The organism is Isoptericola sp. NPDC019571 (genome assembly GCF_044389385.1).
Taxonomy (GTDB): domain Bacteria; phylum Actinomycetota; class Actinomycetes; order Actinomycetales; family Cellulomonadaceae; genus Isoptericola; species Isoptericola nanjingensis.
This window is the reverse complement of the sequence record NZ_JBIRXZ010000002.1, coordinates 297126-317299: the sequence shown is the minus strand read 5'-3', so window position 1 is coordinate 317299 and position 20174 is coordinate 297126. Positions and strand designations below refer to the sequence as shown.

General features: G+C 75.3%; 20 protein-coding genes. 9 read left to right on the top strand and 11 right to left on the bottom strand.

Annotation, left to right across the window (positions count from 1 at the left end):
* Nucleotides 1-40: 40 nt before the first annotated feature.
* The 3 genes from dhaK to ACH443_RS04790 form a co-directional block, all read right to left on the bottom strand.
* The gene (dhaK, locus tag ACH443_RS04800; protein ID WP_430589614.1) at nucleotides 41-1036 is read right to left on the bottom strand and encodes a dihydroxyacetone kinase subunit DhaK; all 996 of its coding nucleotides are present in this window, start codon (nucleotides 1034-1036) and stop codon (nucleotides 41-43) included.
* A 142-nt stretch (nucleotides 1037-1178) separates the two neighbouring features.
* A complete protein-coding gene (locus ACH443_RS04795; protein WP_430589613.1) occupies nucleotides 1179-2615 on the bottom strand; it encodes a bifunctional folylpolyglutamate synthase/dihydrofolate synthase in 1437 nt (478 codons plus the stop codon).
* 51 nt (nucleotides 2616-2666) lie between these two features.
* A complete protein-coding gene (locus ACH443_RS04790) occupies nucleotides 2667-3143 on the bottom strand; it encodes a nitroreductase/quinone reductase family protein (protein ID WP_430589612.1) in 477 nt (158 codons plus the stop codon).
* A 105-nt stretch (nucleotides 3144-3248) separates the two neighbouring features.
* Between ACH443_RS04790 and ACH443_RS04785 the strand changes: the two genes are divergently transcribed.
* Nucleotides 3249-3968 carry an alpha/beta fold hydrolase gene (locus ACH443_RS04785; protein WP_430589611.1) on the top strand — a complete coding sequence of 240 codons (720 nt, stop codon included), beginning with the start codon at nucleotides 3249-3251 and terminating at the stop codon, nucleotides 3966-3968.
* Nucleotides 3969-3993: 25 nt separating this feature from the next.
* Here ACH443_RS04785 and ileS read toward each other — a convergent pair whose 3' ends face one another.
* Nucleotides 3994-7326: an isoleucine--tRNA ligase gene (gene ileS / locus ACH443_RS04780; protein WP_430589610.1), complete on the bottom strand. Its 3333-nt coding sequence runs from the start codon at nucleotides 7324-7326 to the stop codon at nucleotides 3994-3996.
* A 350-nt stretch (nucleotides 7327-7676) separates the two neighbouring features.
* Between ileS and ACH443_RS04775 the strand changes: the two genes are divergently transcribed.
* Nucleotides 7677-8429, top strand: coding sequence for a phosphotransferase family protein (locus ACH443_RS04775; RefSeq protein ID WP_430589609.1), 753 nt, complete (start codon nucleotides 7677-7679; stop codon nucleotides 8427-8429).
* Between the two features lie 45 nt (nucleotides 8430-8474).
* On the opposite strand, the gene ACH443_RS04770 is transcribed toward ACH443_RS04775, so the two are convergent.
* Nucleotides 8475-9098, bottom strand: coding sequence for an alpha/beta fold hydrolase (locus tag ACH443_RS04770; RefSeq protein ID WP_430589608.1), 624 nt, complete (start codon nucleotides 9096-9098; stop codon nucleotides 8475-8477).
* A 291-nt stretch (nucleotides 9099-9389) separates the two neighbouring features.
* On the opposite strand from ACH443_RS04770, the gene ACH443_RS04765 reads away from it, so the two are divergent.
* Complete coding sequence (locus ACH443_RS04765; RefSeq protein WP_430589607.1) at nucleotides 9390-9989, top strand: YdcF family protein; 600 nt, start codon at nucleotides 9390-9392, stop codon at nucleotides 9987-9989.
* Between the two features lie 31 nt (nucleotides 9990-10020).
* Nucleotides 10021-10659, top strand: coding sequence for a LysE family translocator (locus ACH443_RS04760; protein WP_429762321.1), 639 nt, complete (start codon nucleotides 10021-10023; stop codon nucleotides 10657-10659).
* A gap of 41 nt (nucleotides 10660-10700) precedes the next feature.
* Here the strand turns inward: ACH443_RS04760 and ACH443_RS04755 are convergent, their stop codons facing one another.
* Nucleotides 10701-11261, bottom strand: a complete 561-nt coding sequence (locus tag ACH443_RS04755) for a TetR/AcrR family transcriptional regulator (RefSeq protein ID WP_430589606.1) — start codon at nucleotides 11259-11261, stop codon at nucleotides 10701-10703.
* An 87-nt stretch (nucleotides 11262-11348) separates the two neighbouring features.
* Between ACH443_RS04755 and ACH443_RS04750 the strand changes: the two genes are divergently transcribed.
* Complete coding sequence (locus tag ACH443_RS04750; RefSeq protein WP_430589605.1) at nucleotides 11349-11786, top strand: hypothetical protein; 438 nt, start codon at nucleotides 11349-11351, stop codon at nucleotides 11784-11786.
* A 10-nt stretch (nucleotides 11787-11796) separates the two neighbouring features.
* Here ACH443_RS04750 and ACH443_RS04745 read toward each other — a convergent pair whose 3' ends face one another.
* The 3 genes from ACH443_RS04745 to ACH443_RS04735 all read right to left on the bottom strand — a co-directional run bounded on the left by ACH443_RS04745 (nucleotide 11797) and on the right by ACH443_RS04735 (nucleotide 14810).
* The gene (locus ACH443_RS04745) at nucleotides 11797-13422 is read right to left on the bottom strand and encodes a molybdopterin-dependent oxidoreductase (protein ID WP_429762324.1); all 1626 of its coding nucleotides are present in this window, start codon (nucleotides 13420-13422) and stop codon (nucleotides 11797-11799) included.
* A gap of 107 nt (nucleotides 13423-13529) precedes the next feature.
* Entirely contained in the window at nucleotides 13530-14087 is a 558-nt protein-coding gene (locus tag ACH443_RS04740) for a hypothetical protein (protein WP_430555816.1), read from the bottom strand.
* 30 nt (nucleotides 14088-14117) lie between these two features.
* Nucleotides 14118-14810 (bottom strand): winged helix-turn-helix transcriptional regulator, encoded by a 693-nt coding sequence (locus tag ACH443_RS04735; protein ID WP_430589604.1) that lies wholly within the window; start codon nucleotides 14808-14810, stop codon nucleotides 14118-14120.
* Nucleotides 14811-14953: 143 nt separating this feature from the next.
* Between ACH443_RS04735 and ACH443_RS04730 the strand changes: the two genes are divergently transcribed.
* A complete protein-coding gene (locus ACH443_RS04730) occupies nucleotides 14954-15793 on the top strand; it encodes a class I SAM-dependent methyltransferase (protein ID WP_430589603.1) in 840 nt (279 codons plus the stop codon).
* Nucleotides 15794-15808: 15 nt separating this feature from the next.
* Here ACH443_RS04730 and ACH443_RS04725 read toward each other — a convergent pair whose 3' ends face one another.
* Nucleotides 15809-16573 carry a tyrosine-protein phosphatase gene (locus ACH443_RS04725; RefSeq protein ID WP_430589602.1) on the bottom strand — a complete coding sequence of 255 codons (765 nt, stop codon included), beginning with the start codon at nucleotides 16571-16573 and terminating at the stop codon, nucleotides 15809-15811.
* A gap of 168 nt (nucleotides 16574-16741) precedes the next feature.
* On the opposite strand from ACH443_RS04725, the gene ACH443_RS04720 reads away from it, so the two are divergent.
* Genes ACH443_RS04720 through ACH443_RS04710 form a run of 3 tightly spaced genes read left to right on the top strand, consistent with a single transcriptional unit; the run spans nucleotide 16742 to nucleotide 19709 of the window.
* Entirely contained in the window at nucleotides 16742-17779 is a 1038-nt protein-coding gene (locus ACH443_RS04720) for a putative F420-0 ABC transporter substrate-binding protein (RefSeq protein ID WP_430589601.1), read from the top strand.
* Nucleotides 17776-18849 carry a putative F420-0 ABC transporter permease subunit gene (locus ACH443_RS04715; protein ID WP_430589600.1) on the top strand — a complete coding sequence of 358 codons (1074 nt, stop codon included), beginning with the start codon at nucleotides 17776-17778 and terminating at the stop codon, nucleotides 18847-18849. Before ACH443_RS04720 ends, ACH443_RS04715 begins: the two co-directional genes overlap by 4 nt.
* Nucleotides 18846-19709: a putative F420-0 ABC transporter ATP-binding protein gene (locus ACH443_RS04710; protein WP_430589599.1), complete on the top strand. Its 864-nt coding sequence runs from the start codon at nucleotides 18846-18848 to the stop codon at nucleotides 19707-19709. The genes ACH443_RS04715 and ACH443_RS04710 overlap by 4 nt, the downstream gene beginning before the upstream one ends.
* A gap of 9 nt (nucleotides 19710-19718) precedes the next feature.
* On the opposite strand, the gene ACH443_RS04705 is transcribed toward ACH443_RS04710, so the two are convergent.
* Nucleotides 19719-20156 (bottom strand): CoA-binding protein, encoded by a 438-nt coding sequence (locus tag ACH443_RS04705; RefSeq protein ID WP_429762332.1) that lies wholly within the window; start codon nucleotides 20154-20156, stop codon nucleotides 19719-19721.
* Between the last annotated feature and the right edge of the window lie 18 nt (nucleotides 20157-20174).

Here is a 20174-nt window from a genome sequence, read left to right as displayed (position 1 = left end):
ACCGCACGCCTCCTCGCCTCGGGGCGCCCCGCGACGCCCGTCACCAGTGCAACGCCACCGTGCGCACCGGCGCGTCCCACAGCTCCCGCAGCTCGTCGTCCAGCCGCAGCACCGTGATCGACGCGCCCTGCATCTCCAGCGACGTCACGTAGTTGCCCACGAGCGACCGGGAGACGGTGACACCGCGCTCCTCGAGCAGCCCGCGCGCTCGACCATAGACGACGTACAGCTCGGACAGCGGCGTGCCGCCCATCCCGTTGACGAACAGGAGCACGTCGTCGCCGTCGGTCAGGCGCAGGTCGTCGGCGACCGGGTCGAGCAGGCTGCGCGTGATCCCGGTGGCGCCCGTGAAGGGGATGCGGTGCCGGCCGGGCTCGCCGTGGATGCCGATGCCGATCTCGACCTCGTCGTCGGGCAGGTCGAACGACGGCTTGCCGACGTGCGGCACCGTGCACGCCGTGAGCGCGACGCCCATGGTGCGCACGTTCGCCACGACCCGTCCGGCGACCTCGGTGACCGCGCCGAGGTCGTCGCCGCGAGCGGCGGCGGCGCCCGCGATCTTCTCCACGCAGACCGTGCCGGCGACGCCGCGGCGGCCGGCCGTGTACAGGGAGTCCTCGACGGCGACGTCGTCGTTGACGAGGATCGTCATGACCTGCGAGCCCTCGGCCTCGACGAGCTCGACGGCGGTCTCGAAGTTGAGCACGTCGCCCGTGTAGTTCTTGACGATCGCCACGACGCCGGCGCCCGAGTCCGCGCCGAGGACCGCCGGCACGATCTGGTCCGGCGTGGGCGACGTGAACACCGCGCCCGGCACCGCCGCGTCGAGCATCCCGTCGCCGACGAACCCCGCGTGCAGCGGCTCGTGCCCGGAGCCGCCGCCGCTGACCAGCCCCACCTTGCCCGGCACGGGGCCGCCGGCCCGCGACACGTACACGGGCTCGTCGTGCACCTCGACCAGGTCGGCGTGGGCGAGCCCGAATCCCGCGAGCGAGTCGGTCACCGCGTCCGCGGGGTCGTCGAGCAGCTTCTTCATGTCGCGCCTCCTCGCCTGGCACCGCCCTGCAGCGCGGCGGCCTGCCCCCATCCAACACCCGGGCGCCACACCACGCAGCACCCCCGCGGGATGTCGGGCGGGTGATCGTGCGTGCGCCCTCCCGACGTCCCGGACGGGCGCGTCAGCCGCGGCCGAGCAGGATCCGGGCGTCCGCGACCGTGATGACCGAGCCGGTGACGAGCACGCCGCGCCCGGTGCCGACGCCCACCTGGTCGCCGCTCTCGGCGAGGTCGGCCGCCACCTGCAGCGCCTCGTCGAGGCGCGCGGCCGTGCGGACCCGGTCCTCGCCGAAGATCTCCTGGGCCACCTCGAGCAGGTCCTCGGGGTCGGCCGAGCGGGCCGACGAGTTCTTCGTGAGGACGAGCTCGGTGAGCGCCGGCTCCAGGGTCGCGAGCAGCCCTTCGACGTCCTTGTCCGCCATCACGGCGACGACGCCGACCAGGCGCGGGAGGTCGAACTCCTCGTCGAGCGCGTCGACGAGGGCCTGCGCCCCGTGCGGGTTGTGCGCCGCGTCCACCAGCACGGTCGGGCTGGAGCGCACCACCTCGAGGCGCCCCGGCACGAAGACGTCGGCGAACGCCGTCTCGACCACCCCGCCGTCCAGGGCACGGCCGCCGAGCAACGCCTCCACCGCGGCGAGCGCGAGGAGCGCGTTGTGGGCCTGGTACGCGCCGTGCAGGGGCACCAGCACCTCGGTGTAGAGGCCGGCGGGGGTGCGCAGGTCGACGAGCTGTCCGCCGACGGCCGCCCGGCGGCCGGCGACCTCGAGCTCCACGCCCTCGCGCAGCAGGTGCGCCGAGACCTCCGCCGCCCGCTCGCGCAGGATCTCGTCGACGACGACGTCCTGCTCGGCGCTGACGACCGTGGCGCCCTCCTTGACGATGCCGGACTTCTCGGTGGCGATCTCGGCCAGCGTGGAGCCGAGCCAGCGCTCGTGGTCGATGCCGACCGGGGTGAGCACCGCGACCTCGCCGTCCACGACGTTGGTGGAGTCCCACCGGCCGCCCATCCCGACCTCGACCACCGCGACGTCGACCGGGGCGTCCGCGAAGGCGGCGACCGCCATGACGGTGAGCACCTCGAAGAAGCTGAGGCGCGGGCCGTCCGCCTCCTGCGACTCACGGTCGACGACGCCGATGTACGGCGCGACGTCCTCCCACACCTCGACGAACCGCGCGGCGCTGAGCGGCTCGCCGTCCACCTGGATGCGCTCGGTGACGCTCGTGAGGTGGGGCGAGGTGAACAGGCCGGTGCGCAGCCCGTGCTCGCGCACCAGGCGCTCGGTCATGCGCGCCGTCGACGACTTGCCGTTCGTGCCCGTGAGGTGGATGGCGCGGAACGCGTGCTGCGGGTCGCCGAGGAGCTCGAGCACCCGCCGGACGCGGTCGAGCGTCGGGTCGATGTCGTGCTCCGGCGCCCGCGACATGATCTCCGCGTAGACCTCGCGCAGCGACTCCTGCGCCACGGCGTCCTCCGCCGCCGCGCGGGCGGCCTGGCGCTCGGCCGTGCGGGCCTTGCGCGCGGCGGACGAGGGCTTGTTCTCAGCGTCGGGGGTCACCCCCGAAGGATAGGCGCTGCGCGCCCGACCGTCGGGGCCCGCGACGGTCGTTCAGCGCGGCGCGAGCACCACGACCGGGGTCTCCCCGGCGCGGTGCGCGGCGAACCGGTCGATCTCGCCCCAGCCCTGGTGGCGGCCGACGAGCACCCACAGCCGGTCGCGCTCCTCGCCCTGCGCCGCCGTCGCGCGCACGGGGCGCGGCCCGTCGACCGTGTCCACCTCCGCGTCGGGGTGCGCCCGCAGGTTGAGCCACCACGCCGGCGGCGGGTCGCCCCAGCCGTTCATCGCGAGGGTGACGTATCGACCCTCGTCCTCGACGTACCCGAGGATCACGGCGCGCTCCTGGCCGCTGCGGCGTCCCACGACGCGCAGGCGCAGCATGCCGAACTTGCCGCCGGGGGTCGGCCGGCGCAGCGGCCACCGCCCGCCGCTGATCCGGTAGCCGGCGCGCTGGACCGCCCACGCCGACCGCACGAACCAGCGTGGCGGCACGAAAGGGCGCTTCTCGGGGGCGGGTGTCGCGGCCATGCGGGACTCCTCGCGGGGAGCCGGCGCCGTCGCGCCGGGGAGCACCAGGCTAGCCCCGGCCGGCGGCGGCGCGCCGCTGTCGTCGGCCGGGGCTACCGTCGGGCCGTGGCCGCACACCCGGACTCCCCCGACGCTCCCGTCCGCCTCGCCCGCCGCACCGTCCCGGGCCCGCCCGGGACGCGCGCGGCGCCCGTCGTCCTCCTGCACGGCGGGGGCGGCGACGGCTCCACATGGGACCCTCTGGTCGGGCCCCTGGCACGCCGCGCCGACGTCGTCGTGCCGGATCTGCGCGGCGCGGGCCGCAGCCCGGCCGTCGGCGCGGCGTCGGTGACCGCGCTGCGCGACGACGTGCTCCTCCTGCTCGACGACCTCGCCCTCAACCGGGTCGTGCTGGTCGGGCACTCGCTCGGGGCGCTCCTCGGGCTGCTCGTGGCCGTGCACGACCCGGGCCGGGTCGCGGCCCTCGTGCTCGAGGAGTGCCCGCCCCTGGAGCCGCTCGGCCTGCCGGTGCCGGACGCCTCGGACGACGCGTCGTTCTACGAGCGCCGCATCCGCCCGGCCGTGCTCGCCGCGCTCAACGCGCCCGAGCGCGCATGGGTGGACGGCCTGGCCGGGGTGCGCGCACCGGCCCTCGTCGTCGGCGGCGGCCCCGAGAGCTTCCTGCCGCAGGACGCGATGGCGCGGATGGCCGCGCGCCTGCCCGACGCGCGGTTCGTCACGCTGCCGGGCGGCCACCTGGTGCACCCGACCCACCCCGACGCCTTCCTGCGCGAGGTCGAGGCGTTCCTCGACCTCGCGCAGGAAGGCCCTGGCGGCGGGGCGTGACGGCGGGTCCCGACGGCAGCCCGGGTCAGCCGGCCGGCGTCTCCCGCTTGCTCACGCGCACGGCGCGCTGCCCGTCGCTCGCGACCACGGCGAGGTCGAGGGCGAGGGTCTCGCGGGCGATGAGCTCGCGGTGGGCCTCCACCGCGGCGGCGTGCTCGGCGGGGACGTCGAGCTCCAGCGCGATGCGGTCGCTGACCTCGAGGCCGGCGGCCTTGCGGGCGTCCTGCACGTCGCGGATGACGTCGCGGGCGTAGCCCTCGGCGCGCAGGGCGTCGTCGAGCGCGAGGTCGAGGACGACGAACCCGCCGCCGGGCAGCACGGACGCGGCGACGTGCTCCCCGGCCGCGTCGCCCACGACGGTGGTGAGCTCGTACTCCGCCTCGAGCAGCGGCTCGTCGCCGGCGTCGGTCGTGACGACGACGGCGCCGTCGTCGCCCCGGCGCCACGCGCCCGCCTTCGCCGCCTTGATGACGGCCTGGACGCCGCGGCCCAGGCGCGGGCCGGCGGCCCGGGCGTTGACCGCGAGCCGCTCGGTGATGCCGAACCGCTCCGACGCGTCGGCGTCCGCCGCGACGAGGTCGACCGCCTTGACGTTGAGCTCCGACGTCAGGAGGCCCACGTAGTCCGCGAGCGCCGCGGGGTCGGGGACGGCCACCGTGAGGCGGGCCAGCGGCTGCCGCACGCGCAGCTGGTGGGCCTTGCGCAGCGCGAGCGCGCTGGACACGACGGCGCGCACCTCGTCCATCGCGGCGACGAGCTCGTCGTCGCGCACGAGGGCGGCGTCGACGACGCCGTCGGCCGAGGGCCAGTCCGTGAGGTGCACGGAACGGCCGCCGGTGAGGCCGCGCCAGACCTCCTCGGTGAGCAGCGGCGCCAGCGGCGCCATGACGCGGGTCAGCGTCTCGAGCGCCGTGTACAGCGTGTCGAAGGCGTCGGCGTCCTCGGCCCAGAACCTCATCCGCTGGGTGCGCACGTACCAGTTGGTCAGGACGTCGAGGTGCTCGCGCACGGACTCGCAGGCGCCGGAGATGTCGTAGGCGTCGAGCTGCGAGGTGACCGTCGCGACCACGTCGTGGGTGCGCGCCAGCAGGTACCGGTCGAGGGCGGGCAGGCCGGGGACGCGCTCGGCCGTGACGGGCTTCGCCGTGTAGCCCGCGCCGTCCGCGGCGCTGTTCGCGTACAGGGTGAAGAAGTAGTACGTGCTCCACAGCGGCAGCAGCACCTGGCGCACGGAGTCGCGGATGCCCTCCTCCGTGACGACGAGGTTGCCGCCGCGCAGGATCGGGCTGGCCATGAGGAACCAGCGCATCGCGTCGGAGCCGTCGCGGTCGAAGACCTCGGAGACGTCCGGGTAGTTGCGCAGCGACTTGCTCATCTTGCGACCGTCGGAGCCCAGCACGATGCCGTGCGACACGGCGGTGCGGAACGCCGGCCGGTCGAACAGCGCGGTGGCGAGCACGTGCAGCAGGTAGAACCAGCCGCGGGTCTGGCCGATGTACTCGACGATGAAGTCGCCCGGGTAGTGGTGCTCGAACCAGTCCGCGTTCTCGAACGGGTAGTGCACCTGCGCGTACGGCATGGAGCCGGAGTCCATCCACACGTCCATGACGTCCTCGACGCGGCGCATCGTGGACTTCCCCGTCGGGTCGTCGGGGTTGGGGCGGGTGAGCTCGTCGACGAACGGGCGGTGCAGGTCGGGCTCGCCGTCGGGGCCGAGCGGCAGGCGGCCGAAGTCGCGCTCGATCTCCTCGAGCGAGCCGTACACGTCCAGGCGCGGGTACGCCGGGTCGTCGCTCTTCCAGACCGGCACCGGGGAGCCCCAGAAGCGGTTGCGGCTCAGCGACCAGTCGCGGGCGTTCGCGAGCCACTTGCCGAACTGGCCGTCCTTGATGTGCTCCGGCGTCCAGGAGATCTCCTGGTTGAGCTCGACCATCCGGTCCTTGAACTTCGTGACCTCGACGAACCACGAGGACACGCCCATGTACATCAGCGGCTGCCGGCAGCGCCAGCAGTGCGGGTAGGAGTGCGCGTACGACTCGCGGCGCAGCAGCACCGTGCCGGCGGTGACCGACCCGGCGTCCGCCTCCGCGCGGGTGCGCGCCTTGAGGTGGTCGATGATCGGCAGGTTCGCGTCGAAGACCTGCAGGCCGGCGTACTCCTCGACCGGGTGCGTGAACTTGCCGTCCGCCCCCACGGGCATGACGGACGCGACGCCCTCGCGGTCGCAGACGACCTTGTCGTCCTCGCCGAACGCGCCGGCGCTGTGCACCAGGCCGGTGCCGTCCGTCGTCGTGACGAAGTCCGCCTCGACCACGCGGTGCGCGCGCTCGCGGCCCTCGTAGTAGGAGAACGGCGGCACGTAGGAGGTCTGCAGGAGCTCGCGGCCGGTGAGGCGCCCGACCACGCGCGGGGCGTCCTCGCCCTCGTCCGTGAGCTCGCGCGCGTACGCGTCGACGCGGGCCTCGGCGAGCACGTACCGCTGCGGCGTGCCGGTGAACGACGACTCGACGACGGCGTACTCGATGTCCTCGCCGACCATGACGAGCAGGTTGGAGGGCAGCGTCCACGGCGTCGTCGTCCAGACGAGGAGCTTGTCGCCGGGGCGCACCACGTCCTGCCCGGCGGGCACGGTCGCGACGTCGAAGCCGACGGTCACGGCCGGGTCCTGGCGCGTCTGGTAGACGTCGTCGTCCATGCGCAGCTCGTGGTTGGACAGCGGCGTCTGGTCGTTCCAGCAGTACGGCAGCACGCGGAAGTCCTCGTACACGAGGCCCGCGTCGTAGAGCTTCTTGAAGCCCCACAGCACCGACTCCATGTAGGTGACGTTGAGCGTCTTGTAGTCGTGGTCGAAGTCGACCCAGCGCGCCTGCCGGGTGACGTAGTCGCGCCACTCGGAGGTGTACTTCAGCACCGACGAGCGGCAGGCGGCGTTGAACTTCTCGATGCCGAGCTCGAGGATCTCGTCCTTGGTCTTGATGCCGAGCTGGCTCATGGCCTCGAGCTCGGCGGGCAGGCCGTGCGTGTCCCAGCCGAAGCGGCGCTCCACGTGCTTGCCGCGCATCGTCTGGTAGCGCGGGACGACGTCCTTGGCGTAGCCGGTGAGCAGGTGCCCGTAGTGGGGCAGGCCGTTCGCGAACGGCGGGCCGTCGTAGAAGACGAACTCGTTGGAGCCGTTCTCCCCCGCCGGGTTCTTCGCGACCGACGCGCGGAACGTGTCGTCGGCGGCCCAGAAGTCCAGGACCTCGCGCTCGATCGCCGGCAGCTCCGGGGACGCCGGGACGCCGGCGATGCCGAAGGCGGCGCCCTGTCGGTCTGCCTGCGACGAGGGGTCGGACGAACGGTGCTGCGGATAGGCCATGGGTGGGCTCCTGTGCGGACGAGCTGGCGGTCGGTGGTACGACGTCGGTGCTGCTGTGCGAGGACGACGCCCCCGCCCCGAAGGGCGCGGGTACCGCGGTACCACCCCGCTTGCGGACGCCGGTCGTGCTGACGTCCGCCGCTCGTTCACGGCTGTGACGGGCCTACCCGTCCGGTTCTACTAGGAGTGCGTGCGCGCCCTGTTCTTCCGGAGGCTCACCGGTGATGGCCGGGTCGATGCCTGTGCGTCCATGGTAGCCAGCCGCGCAAGTGCGGTCGTCGCGGGGCACCTTCGGCGGCCGAGGAAAAAGCCCGAGCGGCATCGCGGGTGTGCTCGCCAGGATGGCAGGCATGGACGAGAACGAGGTCGAGGTCGTCGTCGCCCACAGCCAGCGCGCGACGCTGCGGGTGGGCGGCGTGTACCTGAAGATCGACGGCGACCCGGCGCGCGCCGAGCGCGAGGCGCGGGCGATGGCCCTGGCGCCCGTCCCGACCCCGGAGGTCCTGTGGCGCGAGCCGCCCGTCCTCGCGATCGCTGCCGTGCCGGGCGAGGCGCTCGGTGTCCTCGGCGAGCCGTCGCCGCAGTCGCCGGCGGCGTGGGCGGCGGCCGGTGCGGCCGTCCGGCGGCTGCACGACGCGCCGTTGCCGCCGTGGCCGGGACGCAGCGTCGACGACGTGGCGGCGGAGCTCGACCGCGAGTGCGCGTGGCTGCTCGCCCACGACGTCGTGCCCGCCGAGGTGGTCCGCAGGAACCGGGCGATCGCCGAGGCCGCGCTGCGGCCGTGGTCGCCGGTGTTCGTCCACGGCGACCTGCAGCTCACGCACGTGTTCGTCGACGCCGACGAGGTCACCGGCGTCATCGACTGGTCCGAGGCCGCGCCCGGCGACGCGATGTTCGACCTCGCCATCCTGACGCTCGGGCACGAGGAGCGCCTGGACGACGTGCTGGCCGGCTACGGCCCCGGCGCGGACCGCACCGTCATCCGCGCCTGGTGGTCGCTGCGCAGCCTGGCGGCGTCGCGCTGGCTGATCGAGCACGGCTTCGACCCGGACGCGCCGGGAGCGGAGCTCGACGTGCTCCGAGCCCGGATGCGGGAGTCCTGAGGACCGTGGACAGGCCATCAGCTCCGCGGAGCGTGCTGCCGGCGATCATCGCGGCCCCGCCTGGCCGATCGCCTGCCGGACGGCCTCGGCGAACGCGGCGGGACTGTCCGTGGCTAGCTGGTGACCTCCGCCGTCGACGATCTGCAGGTGCGATCCGCCGATGGCGCCGGCGAACCGGTGCGCCGCCGGGAGGTTGGGTCTGTCCTTGCTCCCGCACAGCACGACCGTCGGCGCGGTGATCCGCGACAGGTCGGGTGTCAGGTCGACGCGGACACCGAGGATGTCGAGCAGGTCCTTCTTCGACATCCCGTCCGGCAGGCCCAGGTGACGCTCCGGGACGGCACCGAGCACCAGTCGCTGGACCGCCATCGTCACCCGGGGCGGCCTGACCTGGCCGCCGGAGAGCACGAGTGACGCGACGGGGTGCAGGGAGGCGTACCGGGCGGCGATCATCGCCCCGATCGACAGGCCGACCACGGTCACCGAACGCGCCGCAGTCTCCCTGACGTGGCGGTGCAGGGACGCGACGGCCTCGTCGAACACGAAGGGTGTCGCGAGGTCCAGGGCCCCGAACGCCATCGACCGCACCGGGCCGAGCAGGTCTCGCTGGGCGTCCCACACCGACGCGGACTCTCCGGCGCCGGCCAGGAAGACGACGAGATCGGGCACCAGCGCATGGTAGCGAGAGCCCTGGCACCGGGCTCACACGCCGTCGCGGGCCGCCATGGCCTCCAGCGCGGCGAGCGGCGCGGGGCTCTCGAAGCGCCCTCGCAGGGACGGCTCGTACGCGGTGAGCGGCCGCGCCCGCGAAGGCGGCGGCGGTGACGGCGCGGACGGCGGCGGCGTCGGTCGGGAGCTCGCGGCGGATCAGCATGTGCCGATGGTGACACCGGCCCTCCGTCGTCGTCTCCGGTTTTCCGCGTCCCGCCGCGGCGGACGTCGCGGTCTACAGTGCCTCGCATGCGCCGCGGACCGATCGTCGCCCTCGCCGGGGTCTCCGGGCTCGCCGCCGCGCTGGCCTGGAGCGAGTGGCTGAACCGGCGCTGGTCACGCACCCTCGTGGTCGACGCCGCCGGGCCGACGCAGGCCGTCGTCGTCCTGGGGTTCCGCAACACCGGTCCGGCGGCGAACGTCGTCAACCGCTGGCGCGTGCGCGCAGGGCTGCGGTCGATCGACCCCGCGGCACGCGCGCGGCTCGTGCTCAGCGGGGGCGCGACGACGTCCGGGCGCTCGGAGGCCCGGGTCCTGGCCGACCACGCCGTCGGCGTGCTCGGCTACGACGGCCCGCTCGTGCTCGAGGAGGAGAGCCGGACCACCTGGGAGAACGTCCACCGGGTGCTGCCGCTGGTCGAGGACGCCGGCCGCATCACGATCGTCTCGCAGCCGGCGCACGCGCTGAAGGCGCGCGTATACGTCGCGCGCCAGCGCCCCGACCTGGTCGGTCGCCTGACGCGCGGCGCCGACCACCGCTGGGGCGAGTGGCTGCTGCTCAAGCCGGCCCTCGCCGCGTACGGGCTGTGGACGCTGCGGGGCGTCCGGCGCGACCTGCGCCCGCGGTGACGCCGCGCCGTCCGGCTCGTATCGTGACGCCGTGACCGTCCTCCAGGCGCTGCTCGCCTTCGCGCTCGTCGCGGGGCTCCTGACCCTCGTCCCCGGCCTCGACACGGCGCTCGTGCTGCGCAGCACCGTGACCCGCTCGCGCTCGCACGGCTTCGCGGCGCTGGGCGGCATCCAGGTCGGCACCCTCGTGTGGGGCGCCGCCGCCGCGGGCGGCGCGGCGGCCCTGCTCGCCGCCAGCCAGACGGCGTACCGCGTGCTCACCCTGGCGGGCGCGGCGTACATGGTGTGGATGGGGGCGTCGATGCTCTGGCGCTCCTTCCGCGAGCCGCGCGTCGGCGCCGACGAGGTGGACGCGCCGCTGCCGGCCGGCGGCCGCTGGCGCGACTTCGGCCTGGGGCTCAGCACCAACCTCATGAACCCGAAGGTCGGCGTCTTCTACGTCGCCGCGATCCCTCAGTTCGTGCCCGACGGCGTCAACCCGCTGCTCATGGGCCTCCTGCTCGCCCTGGTGCACTGCGTGCTCGGCACCGCCTGGCTGTCGCTCGTCGTCCTCGGGGCGGGCTGGTTCGGGCCTCGGCTGCGCCGCTCCGGCGCCGTGCGGTGGGTGGACCGCGTCACGGGCGGCGTCCTCGTGCTGTTCGGCGCCCGTCTGGCGACCACCCGGATCTGAGGCCCCGTCGGGCCGCAGCGCCTGACCGGCGCCGCGCGACGTCAGGTGAACGCCAGCCTGTCCACGATGCGTCGTGCGGCCGACTCCGGGTCGGCCGACGGGTCGAGCAGGTCGGAGCCGGCGAAGGCCCCCTCCCGCCAGAGCGACGCGAATCCGTGCACGACCGACCAGGCCGCGAGCTGTACAGCCGCAGGGTCCGAGACGCCCTCCAGGCCGCGGACCCCGTCGCGCAGCGCGTGCCCGGACCGTCGACGGGCGGCGGTCAGCTCCGGGTCGTCCGCCCGGAGCAGGTCGGAACGGAACATCACCGCAAAGTGCCCCGGTCGGGCGAGCGCGAAGCGGACGTAGGCCACCGCCACGTCCCGCAGGTCGGGGCCCGCCGCCTGGAGCTCCGCCGCCAGCAGGTCGAACCCCTCGGTCGCGAGCGCGGTGAACAACCCTTGCCGGTCGCCGAAGTGATGCGCGGGCGCGGCGTGCGACACCCCGGCACGTTGCGCCAGCCCCCGCAGCGAGAGCCGGTCGACGCCGTCCTGTGCGATCTGGTCGGCTGCATGGCGCAGCACGACGGTCCTCAGGTCACCGTGGTGGTACGCGTCCGCCATCAGACCTCCATCTAGCCATTGACTAGTCCGCCCCGCGGACCTAACTTGTCACTGTCAAGATCCAGCCTAGCCTCTTCGGGAGAGCCCATGGCACCCCTCGTCGTCCTCGTCACCGTCACCCTCGCGGCACGGGGCCTCGGCGCTCTCGGCGTCGACTCGCTGGGCGGCTGGCCCGCCGCCGTGACCGCCGGCCTCGTGGCCATGCTGCTGGTCACCGCGAGCGCCCATTTCACGCAGCCCCGGCGTGCGGCGCTGATCGCCATGGTGCCGCCGCGGGTCCCGCGGCCCGGGCTGGTCGTGACCGTGACGGGAGCGCTGGAGCTCGCCGCCGCCGCCGGGCTCGTGCTCCCGGCCACGCGGACGGCCGCGGGCATCTGCCTCGCGCTGCTGCTCGTCGTCATGTTCCCGGCCAACGTGCACGCCGCCCGCGCCTCCACGGGTGTCCGCACCATGCCTCTGCCGGCGAGGTCCGCGCTCCAGGTCGTCTTCGTCGCCGCCTGCCTCGTCGCCGCGCTCGCCCGATGAGCCGGTGGGGTCAGGTGATCGTCAGCTCGATCGTGTGCCATCCGGTGGCGCCGTCGGGCGCGGGCGGGGCCTCCGCCTCGACCTGGAGGTTCCCGTCGGCGTCCGTCGCGCGGACCGCGACGAGATGGTCGCCGGGCGTCGCGTCCCAGTCCAGGCGCCACTGGCGCCACGTGTCCGGGCCGACGGTGTCGGCGAGGTCGGCCGCGACCCAGTCGCCGTCGTCGACCCGCACCTCGACCCTTTCGATGCCGGTGTGCTGCGCCCAGGCGACGCCCGCGAGCGTCACGGCGCCGGCGGGCAGGTCGTCTCCCGGGCGCGGGACGTCGATGCGCGAGGACAGCTTGATCGGGCCCAGCGCCGACCAGCCGCGCGGCGTCCAGTAGCCCTGTTCGTCGGCGAACCGGGTGACCTTGAGCTCGGTGACCCACTTGGTGGCCGACACGTACCCGTACAGCCCGGGCACCACGAGGCGGGCGGGGAAGCCGTGCTCGGTGGGCAGCGGCTCGCCGTTCATGCCGACCGCGACGAGACAGTCGCGGTCGGCCTCCTGCAGCACCTCCAGCGGCGTGCCCGCGGTGAAGCCGTCGGTGCTGCGGGAGAGCACCATGTCCGCGCCGCCCTGCGGCTTCGCCCGGGCCAGCAGCTCCCGGACGGGGTAGCCGAGCCACAGCGCGTTGCCGATGAGGTCGCCGCCCACCTCGTTGGAGACGCACGCCAGGGTGACGTGGTGCTCCTCGAGCGGCAGGGCGAGCAGGTCGTCCCAGGTGATCGTGAACGGCTCGTCCACGAGGCCGGTCACGGTGAGCGACCAGTCGTCGGGATCCACCTGCGGCACGACCAGGGCCGTGTCGATGCGGTAGAACTCCGGGTTCGGCGTGACGTAGGGCGCCGCGCCCTCGACGCCGAGGTCCGCGCCCGCGGGCACCGCGGGCGCCGTCGTCGCGGGCCGCGGCAGGCGGATCGCCTCGCGCGCCGCCGTCACCGCGCGGCCGCCCGCGGAGACCACGCGCGAGACGCCGAGCACGACGACGGCGCCCGCCGCGGTGACGCCGGTCCACTGCAGGAAGCGGCGCCGGTCGATCGCGTACCGTCGGTCGGCGCGGGGCCGCTCGTCCTCGGCGAACCACGTCTCGACCCGGCGCAGCAGGGCGCTGAGCAGCGCGATCGCGGCCACCACCCCGAGCAGGCTCGGCAGCGCCCAGGCGATGTTCGCCCCGGGGCGACCCGCGGCCACGACGGCCGCCACCACGCCCACGGCGCCGAGCAGGACGGCGCCCCACGGCGGGCGCCGCCGCTCGAGGACGCCCGCGAGCGCCGCGCCCGCGAGGGAGACCACGCCCATCGTCGCGAGCAGCACGGCCTTGTCCGCCGTGCCGAACCAGGACACCGCGAGGTCCTTCAGCCAGCCGGGGACGCCGTCGACCACCGCGCCCCCGACCGCCACGACCGGGCTCGACGACGGGTCGACGAACGCCGCGACCAGCTCCGCCACGGCCAGCCCGGCCGCCGTCGCGACCACCCCCGCGAGCGCCGACCACCACCCGTCCCGCGGCCTCGGCTCGGGCGGGACCACCGACTCGGGGTCCCACCCGGCCGGGTCCGACGGGTCCGGGCCCGCCGGCGATGCGCTGCTCATGCCCTCAGCGTCCCACTCGGCGGCCCCCGGCGGCGGGAGGTGACGAGACCGTAAGGAACCGGGCGACCCGACCGATCCCCGAGCCCGCCCGTGTCGCTCGGCGAGGCTCACGCGCGCGGCGCGCCGTCCGGCGGCGCCGGCGGGCCCGGGTCGGGCCATCCGGCAAGGTGCCCGAGCCACGCGACCGCGAGCCACGCCCCCTCGAGGCGGAGCTCCGTCCCCGGACCCTCGATCACGGCGGTGCAGCGCGTCTCGAGCGTCCACGGCCCGTCCTCGCCCGGCGCAGCGGTCAGGGACCGGAGCGCCAGGGCCGAGCGGTCCAGCTCGACGTCGGCCGCCGCGCCGGGCAGCTCGACCCACGTCCGCGACCGCGCGGACCACAGGTGCGCGCCCTCCGTGCCGGCGGGGAGCCAGGCCGCGGTACCGCCGACGACGACGCACGGCAGCTCGGCGACGGGCTCGCCGGGGTCGCGCGGCACCCGCGGCGGCTCGTCGCCGAGGCTCGACACGTCACCCGCAGGCGCGCTCCCGTTCGCGATCGACAGCGCGAGGTCCACGGCGGCCCGCACGAGCCCCGTCGCCGCGCCCGCGCTCTCCCGGGCCCCGCGCCGTTGCCGGCGCGGCCGCCGCCACGAGACGGCGTCCTGGACCCGGGGAGTCGTCATGCCGTCGAAGGCTAGCGCCACCGGCCGCCGTCATGCCCGCGCGGGGGCCGGCTCCGGCCGGGGCACGTGCGCGAACACCGACTGTCCCAGCCAGCGCGGCACCCGGCGCCGCACGCCCTCGGGCCCCTCGAGCACGACCTCGCGCGAGCGCAGGGCGCTCGCCCAGGTCACGTCGCCCCGCCACAGCCGGGTGAGGGCCCGCAGCGGCGTCGTCACGACCACCGCCGCGTCGTAGCCCGGGTCGTAGTCGCACACCTCGACCTGGCCGTCGCGCACGACGATCCACCACCGGGACACCCGGGGTGCCACGTCGGTGAGCACGATCGCCAGGACGGTGCGCTCGCGGGGCCAGGCGTCGACGTCGATCGTGCGGCGCATGTCCCACAGCAGCAGGTGCGGGTCGAGGTCGGCCTCCCCGAGCCCGCCGACCCATCGCGTGCCCCAGGCCCCGAGCGCCTCGACGAGCGGCCGCAGCTCCTCGCCCGCGGGGGTGAGGAGGTAGCGGACGTGCCCCTCGGCGCCGGCACGTCGCACGATCCCCGCGCGCTCCAGCGTCCGCAGCCGCTTGGACAGCAGCGTGGGCGACATCTTCGGGTTGCCGCGCCGCAGCTCGTTGAACCGGGTGCTGCCGAGCAGCAGCTCCCGCACGACGAGCAGCGTCCACCGCTCGTCGAGCACCTCCATCGCCTTCGCGACGGGGCAGAACTGGCCGTAGCCCGCCATCCCCCCAGTGAACGCCCGCCGGGCGGGGCGCCGCCAGTACAGATCCAGGACTTCGCCCGGTCCAGATCCGGCACTGGACCGGCGGCGGCGCTCGGCGGAGCGTGAAGGGGTCAGCACAGCCCCCAGGAGCGAAGGAGCCCCTCATGAGCACCACCGATTCCCGGACCGTCCCCGTCGACCTGCTCGAGACGGTCCGCACCAAGCACCGCGCCGTCTGGGAGTCCGGCGACTACCCCGCGGTCGCGGACCAGGTCATCCCCTCGCTGGGGGCCGTCCTCGTGGAGGCGTGCGACGTCGGCCCCGGCGACCGGCTGCTCGACGTCGCGGCCGGCTCCGGCAACGCGTCGATCCCCGCCGCGCTGGCAGGCGCCGACGTCGTCGCCTCCGACCTCTCCCCCGAGCTGCTCGAGGCGGGTCGCCGGCGCGCCGCGGACCACGGCGCCACGCTGCGGTGGGAGCCGGCCGACGCGCACGCGCTCCCGTTCGACGACGGCGCGTTCGACGTGACCCTGTCGTGCGTGGGCGTGATGTTCGCGCCGTTCCACCAGCTCGCGGCGAGCGAGCTGGCCCGCGTGACCCGGCCCGGCGGCACGATCGGGAACGTCGCCTGGACGCCGACCGGGTTCATCGGCGAGATGTTCGCGACCCTCAAGCCGTACGCGCCCCCGCCCCCTCCCGGCGCGCTCCCGCCGCCGCTGTGGGGCACCGAGGAGCACGTGCGGGTGCTCCTCGGCGACCGCGTCACCGACGTCCGGGCCGAGGTGCGCGGGCTCGTCGTCGACCGGTTCGCCGACGGCGCCGCGTTCCGCGACTTCTTCAAGGCCACGTACGGCCCGACGATCGCGACCTATCGGCACCTCGGGGACGACGACGCGCGCGCCGCGGAGCTCGACGACGCCCTCGCCGCGCTCGGCGACCGGCACCTGCGCGACGACGGCACGATGGTCTGGGACTACCTCCTGGTGCGCGCGACGCGGGCGTGAGCCCGCGCCCGCCCCTCATCCCGCGTCGAGGAGGCGGCGGCGGACGCGGTCGAGCTCCGCGTCCGTCACGCCGTGCGCGCGCAGGTAGCCCTCCGGGTCCACGCCGTCGAGGAACTCCTCGAGCGCGGCGGCGACGGCGTCGGACCAGGCCACCAGCTCGTCGGGCGCGCGGTGCGCCTCGTCCCACCCGGGTTCGGTGGCCGCGCGGTCGTTGTTCGCGCGCACGGCCCGCAGGTAGTCGTCGACGACGACCGGGCGGGGCACACCGACGAGGGTCAGCAGGAGGGCGGTGATCATGCCGGTCCGGTCGCGCCCGCCCGCGCAGTGGTAGACGACGGCGCCGTCGGGCGCGTCGGCGATCGTGCGGAACACGTCGACGACGAGGCCGGGCCAGCGCTCGAGCACGGTCGCGTAGTAGCGCGGGGTGTCGAGGTGCGGCGCCCAGGCACGCATGAACTCGTCGTCGTCGGGGTCCTCGACGGGGCGGTGGTGCCGCGTCACCGACGGCGGCAGCTCCAGGGGCCCGATCTCGGCCGCGTTGCGCAGGTCGACGACGGTGCGGACGCCGGCGTCGGCCATCGCCTCGAGGCCGTCGCTGCCGGCGTCGTCGAGCCGCGACGTCCGGTAGAGGCGCCCGGCGCGGGTGCGGCCGCCGTCGGCGGTGGGCAGGCCGCCCAGGTCGCGGGCGTTGGGCAGCGCGCCCCAGCGCACGGCGCGGTCGTCGTCCGGGGGCGCGACGGCCGCGGCGTCGGCGGGCGGGGTACCGATCGGGAGGGTCACGGACGCCAGGCAAGCACACGGGGTCGGCGGGGCGTACTAGGCTCGACGCCGGATCACGGGCACGACTCTGGCCCGTCGGCGCGACCCGGGCTGTGGGCCGCGGTTCCACCGGCGCGAGATGGCGCGCCGTCGGACGACACCACCGACGACGACCCCTGGAGCTTTCTCGTGCCCCGCCTCCCCCGCGCCGCCGTGCCCGGCGCCGCCCTGCTCGCCCTGTCCGTCGCCGCCCTCGCGGGCTGCGCGCAGGACCCCGCCGACGCCGCGCCGTCGGCGGAAGCCTCGTCCGGCAGGTCCTCGGACGGCACCGCCTACCCCCTGACGCTCGACAACTGCGGCGTCGAGACCACGGTCGACGCCGCGCCGCAGCGCGTCGTGACGATCAAGTCGAGCACCACGGAGATGCTGCTCGCGCTCGGCCTCGGCGACCGCATCGTCGGCTCGGCGTTCCTCGACGGGCCCGTGCCGGACTCGCTGGCCGACGCCGCCGCCGACGTGCCGGCCGTCTCCGAGCCCATGGCCGAGCAGGCGCCCGGCGCGGAGGCCGTGCTCGGCCTCGAGCCCGACCTCGTCTACGCCGGCTGGGAGTCCAACCTCACCGCCGACGGCGCGGGCGACCGCGCGACGCTGGCGAAGCTCGGCGTCGCGACCTACGTCTCCCCCGCCGCCTGCAAGGCGCCGGAGTACATGCCCGACCCGCTCACCTTCGACGACGTCTTCGCCGAGATCGACGAGGTCGGGGAGGTCTTCGATGCCGCCGACGCCGCCGGCGACCTGGTCGCCACGCAGAAGGACGCCCTCGCGTCGGTCACCCCCGACGACCGGGGCCTCACCGCCCTCTGGTACTCCTCGGGCGACGACATCCCCTACGTCGGGGCCGGCATCGGCGCGCCGCAGATGATCATGGACGCCGTCGGGCTGGAGAACGTCGCGGCCGACGTGCACGACACCTGGACGTCGTTCTCGTGGGAGCAGGCGATCGAGGCCGACCCGGACGTCATCGTGCTCGTCGACGCGACCTGGAACAGCGCGGAGCAGAAGATCGAGCGGCTCGAGTCGAACCCGGCCACCGCGCGCATGACCGCCGTGCGCGAGGGCCGCTACCTCACCGTGCCGTTCCCCGCGTCGGAGGCCGGCGTGCGGAACGTCGACGCCGTCGTCGACCTGTCCGCGCAGCTCCACGGGCTGGACGGGCTCGAGCCGTGACGACGACGGCCCGGCCGGTCGGGCCCCCCGCGACGACCGCGGCGACGACGGGCCGCCGCGGCGCCGCATGGTGGCTGCCGGCGTCCGTGGTGGTGCTGGTCGCGACCGTCCTGGTGACGGTGACGATCGGGCCGGCCGACCTGTCGGTCGCGGACGTGTGGCGCTCGATCGCGACGCACGTCGGGCTCGGCGGCGCGCTGGGCCTCGAGCCGCTCGACGCGCTGCCCGACGGCATGGTCTGGGAGCTGCGCCTGCCGCGCGTGCTGACCGCCGCGGCGGTCGGCGCGGGGCTCGCGGTGTGCGGCGTCGTCATGCAGTCCCTGACCCGCAACCCGCTCGCGGACCCGTACCTGCTGGGGCTGTCGTCCGGGGCGTCCCTGGGCGCGGTGCTCGTGCTCGTCGCCGGGCTCACCGTGCTGCTGCCGGTCGCGGCGTTCGGCGGGGCCGTCGCGGCGCTCGCCGCCGCCCTCGGGCTCGCCGGCGCGATCGGCACGATCACGCCGACCCGCACGGTGCTGGCCGGGCTGGCGGTGAGCCAGCTCGCGGCCGCGGCGACCAGCTTCGTCATCTTCTGGTCCGCGACCGGTGACTCGTACCGCGAGATCCTGTCGTGGCTCATGGGGTCGGTGGCCGGGGCGACGTGGACGTCGGTCGCGATCACGGGCGTCGCCGTGCTGGTGCTGGGCACCCTGCTCGCCTCGACCGGTTCGATCCTCGACGCGTTCACCTTCGGCGAGACGGCCGCCGCCACGCTCGGCGTGCCCGTCGCGCGGGTGCGATGGCTGCTGCTGGTGGGCGTCGCGCTGCTCACCGGCGCGCTGGTCTCGCAGAGCGGGTCGATCGGGTTCGTCGGGCTGATCCTGCCGCACGCCGTGCGGCTGCTGACCGGCGCGCGGCACCGGCTGCTGCTGCCGCTGTCCGCACTGTGCGGGGCGTCGTTCCTGGTGTGGGCGGACACCCTGGCGCGCACGGTCTTCGCCCCGCGCGAGGTGCCCGTCGGCATCGTCACGGCGGCGATCGGCGCGCCGGTGTTCGCCCTGCTGCTGTGGCGCGGACGGAGGATCGCATGACCACCGAGGCACGCGCCGAGGCGCGCACCGACGCCCCCGCCCGGGTCGCCGCGGAGGGGGCCACCGACGGCCTGAGCGCCGCCCGCGTCTCCTGGTCGGCGTCCGGTCGGCTGATCCTCGACGGCGTGGACGTCACCGCCCCCGCGGGCGCGGTGACCGGGCTGCTCGGCCCCAACGGGTCGGGCAAGTCGACGCTGCTGCGCGTCCTCGCCGGGGTGCAGGCGCCGTCGGAGGGCGGCTCGGGCCCCGGTGCCCGCGTCGCCTTCGCGGGCGCCGACCTGCTCGCCCTGCCGCGGCGCCGTCGCGCGCGGACGCTCGCGCTCGTCGAGCAGGAGGCGTCCACCGACCTGCCCGTCACCGTGCTCGACGCCGTCCTGCTCGGCCGGATCCCGCACCGCTCCCTGCTGGCCGGGGACTTCGCGGGGGACCGCGCCGCCGCCCGCCGCGCCCTCGACGCCGTCGGGGCGGCGCACCTCGCGGACCGCGAGGTCACGACCCTCTCCGGCGGCGAGCGCCAGCGCGTGCACATGGCGCGCGCCCTCGCCCAGGAGCCCGCGCTCATCCTGCTGGACGAGCCGACCAACCACCTCGACATCGCCGCCCAGCTCGACGCGCTGCGCATCCTGCGGGTGCTCGCCGACCGCGGCGTCACCGTGCTCGCCGCCCTCCACGACCTGCAGCTCGCGGCCCAGCACTGCGACCACGTGGTGCTGCTGTCCGGCGGTCGTGTCGTCGCGGCCGGCGACGTGCGCGACGTCCTCGTGCCCCACGTCCTCGACCCCGTCTACGGCGTGCGCACCGAGGTGCTCATCCACCCCCGCACCGGCCGCCCGGTGCTGACGTTCGAGCCGGCCGGCTGATCCGCTGGGTCAGTCCCGCGGCCGCCGCCCCAGCTCGATGGCCGGGCAGCGGTCCATCACCATGTCGAGGCCGGCGGCGCGCACGCGGGCGGCGGCGTCCTCGTCGATGACGTCGAGCTGGAACCAGACCGCCTTGGCACCGACGGCGATCGCCTCGTCGGCGACGGCCCCGGCGAGCTCGGAGCGGACGAAGACGTCCACGACGTCCACCGGGAACGGGATGTCGGCCAGGCTCGCGTAGCCCTGCTCGCCGTGCACGGTCTCGGCGCTCGGGTGCACGGGCACGATCCGCTTGCCCGCGCGCTGCAGCACCCCCGCGACGCCGTAGGCGGCCCGCGCCGTGTTCGTGGACAGCCCGACGACGGCCCAGGTGCTGGTCTCGTCGAGGACGCGGTCGACGGTGGCCTCGACGTCGGTGGTGGTCTCGGTGGCCTCTGGCGTGCTCATGCCTCGTGCAACCGGCAC

Excerpts from the sequence above, each read along its gene's own strand:
- ACH443_RS04730 (WP_430589603.1), top strand. The coding sequence starts at position 14,954 with ATGAGCACCACCGATTCCCGGACCGTCCCCGTCGACCTGCTCGAGACG.
- ileS (WP_430589610.1), bottom strand. The coding sequence starts at position 7,326 with ATGGCCTATCCGCAGCACCGTTCGTCCGACCCCTCGTCGCAGGCAGAC.
- ACH443_RS04735 (WP_430589604.1), bottom strand. The coding sequence starts at position 14,810 with ATGGCGGGCTACGGCCAGTTCTGCCCCGTCGCGAAGGCGATGGAGGTG.
- ACH443_RS04765 (WP_430589607.1), top strand. The coding sequence starts at position 9,390 with ATGCGCCGCGGACCGATCGTCGCCCTCGCCGGGGTCTCCGGGCTCGCC.
- ACH443_RS04755 (WP_430589606.1), bottom strand. The coding sequence starts at position 11,261 with ATGGCGGACGCGTACCACCACGGTGACCTGAGGACCGTCGTGCTGCGC.
- ACH443_RS04710 (WP_430589599.1), top strand. The coding sequence starts at position 18,846 with ATGACCACCGAGGCACGCGCCGAGGCGCGCACCGACGCCCCCGCCCGG.
- ACH443_RS04745 (WP_429762324.1), bottom strand. The coding sequence starts at position 13,422 with ATGAGCAGCGCATCGCCGGCGGGCCCGGACCCGTCGGACCCGGCCGGG.
- ACH443_RS04705 (WP_429762332.1), bottom strand. The coding sequence starts at position 20,156 with ATGAGCACGCCAGAGGCCACCGAGACCACCACCGACGTCGAGGCCACC.
- ACH443_RS04790 (WP_430589612.1), bottom strand. The coding sequence starts at position 3,143 with ATGGCCGCGACACCCGCCCCCGAGAAGCGCCCTTTCGTGCCGCCACGC.
- ACH443_RS04775 (WP_430589609.1), top strand. The coding sequence starts at position 7,677 with ATGGACGAGAACGAGGTCGAGGTCGTCGTCGCCCACAGCCAGCGCGCG.
- dhaK (WP_430589614.1), bottom strand. The coding sequence starts at position 1,036 with ATGAAGAAGCTGCTCGACGACCCCGCGGACGCGGTGACCGACTCGCTC.
- ACH443_RS04740 (WP_430555816.1), bottom strand. The coding sequence starts at position 14,087 with ATGACGACTCCCCGGGTCCAGGACGCCGTCTCGTGGCGGCGGCCGCGC.
- ACH443_RS04750 (WP_430589605.1), top strand. The coding sequence starts at position 11,349 with ATGGCACCCCTCGTCGTCCTCGTCACCGTCACCCTCGCGGCACGGGGC.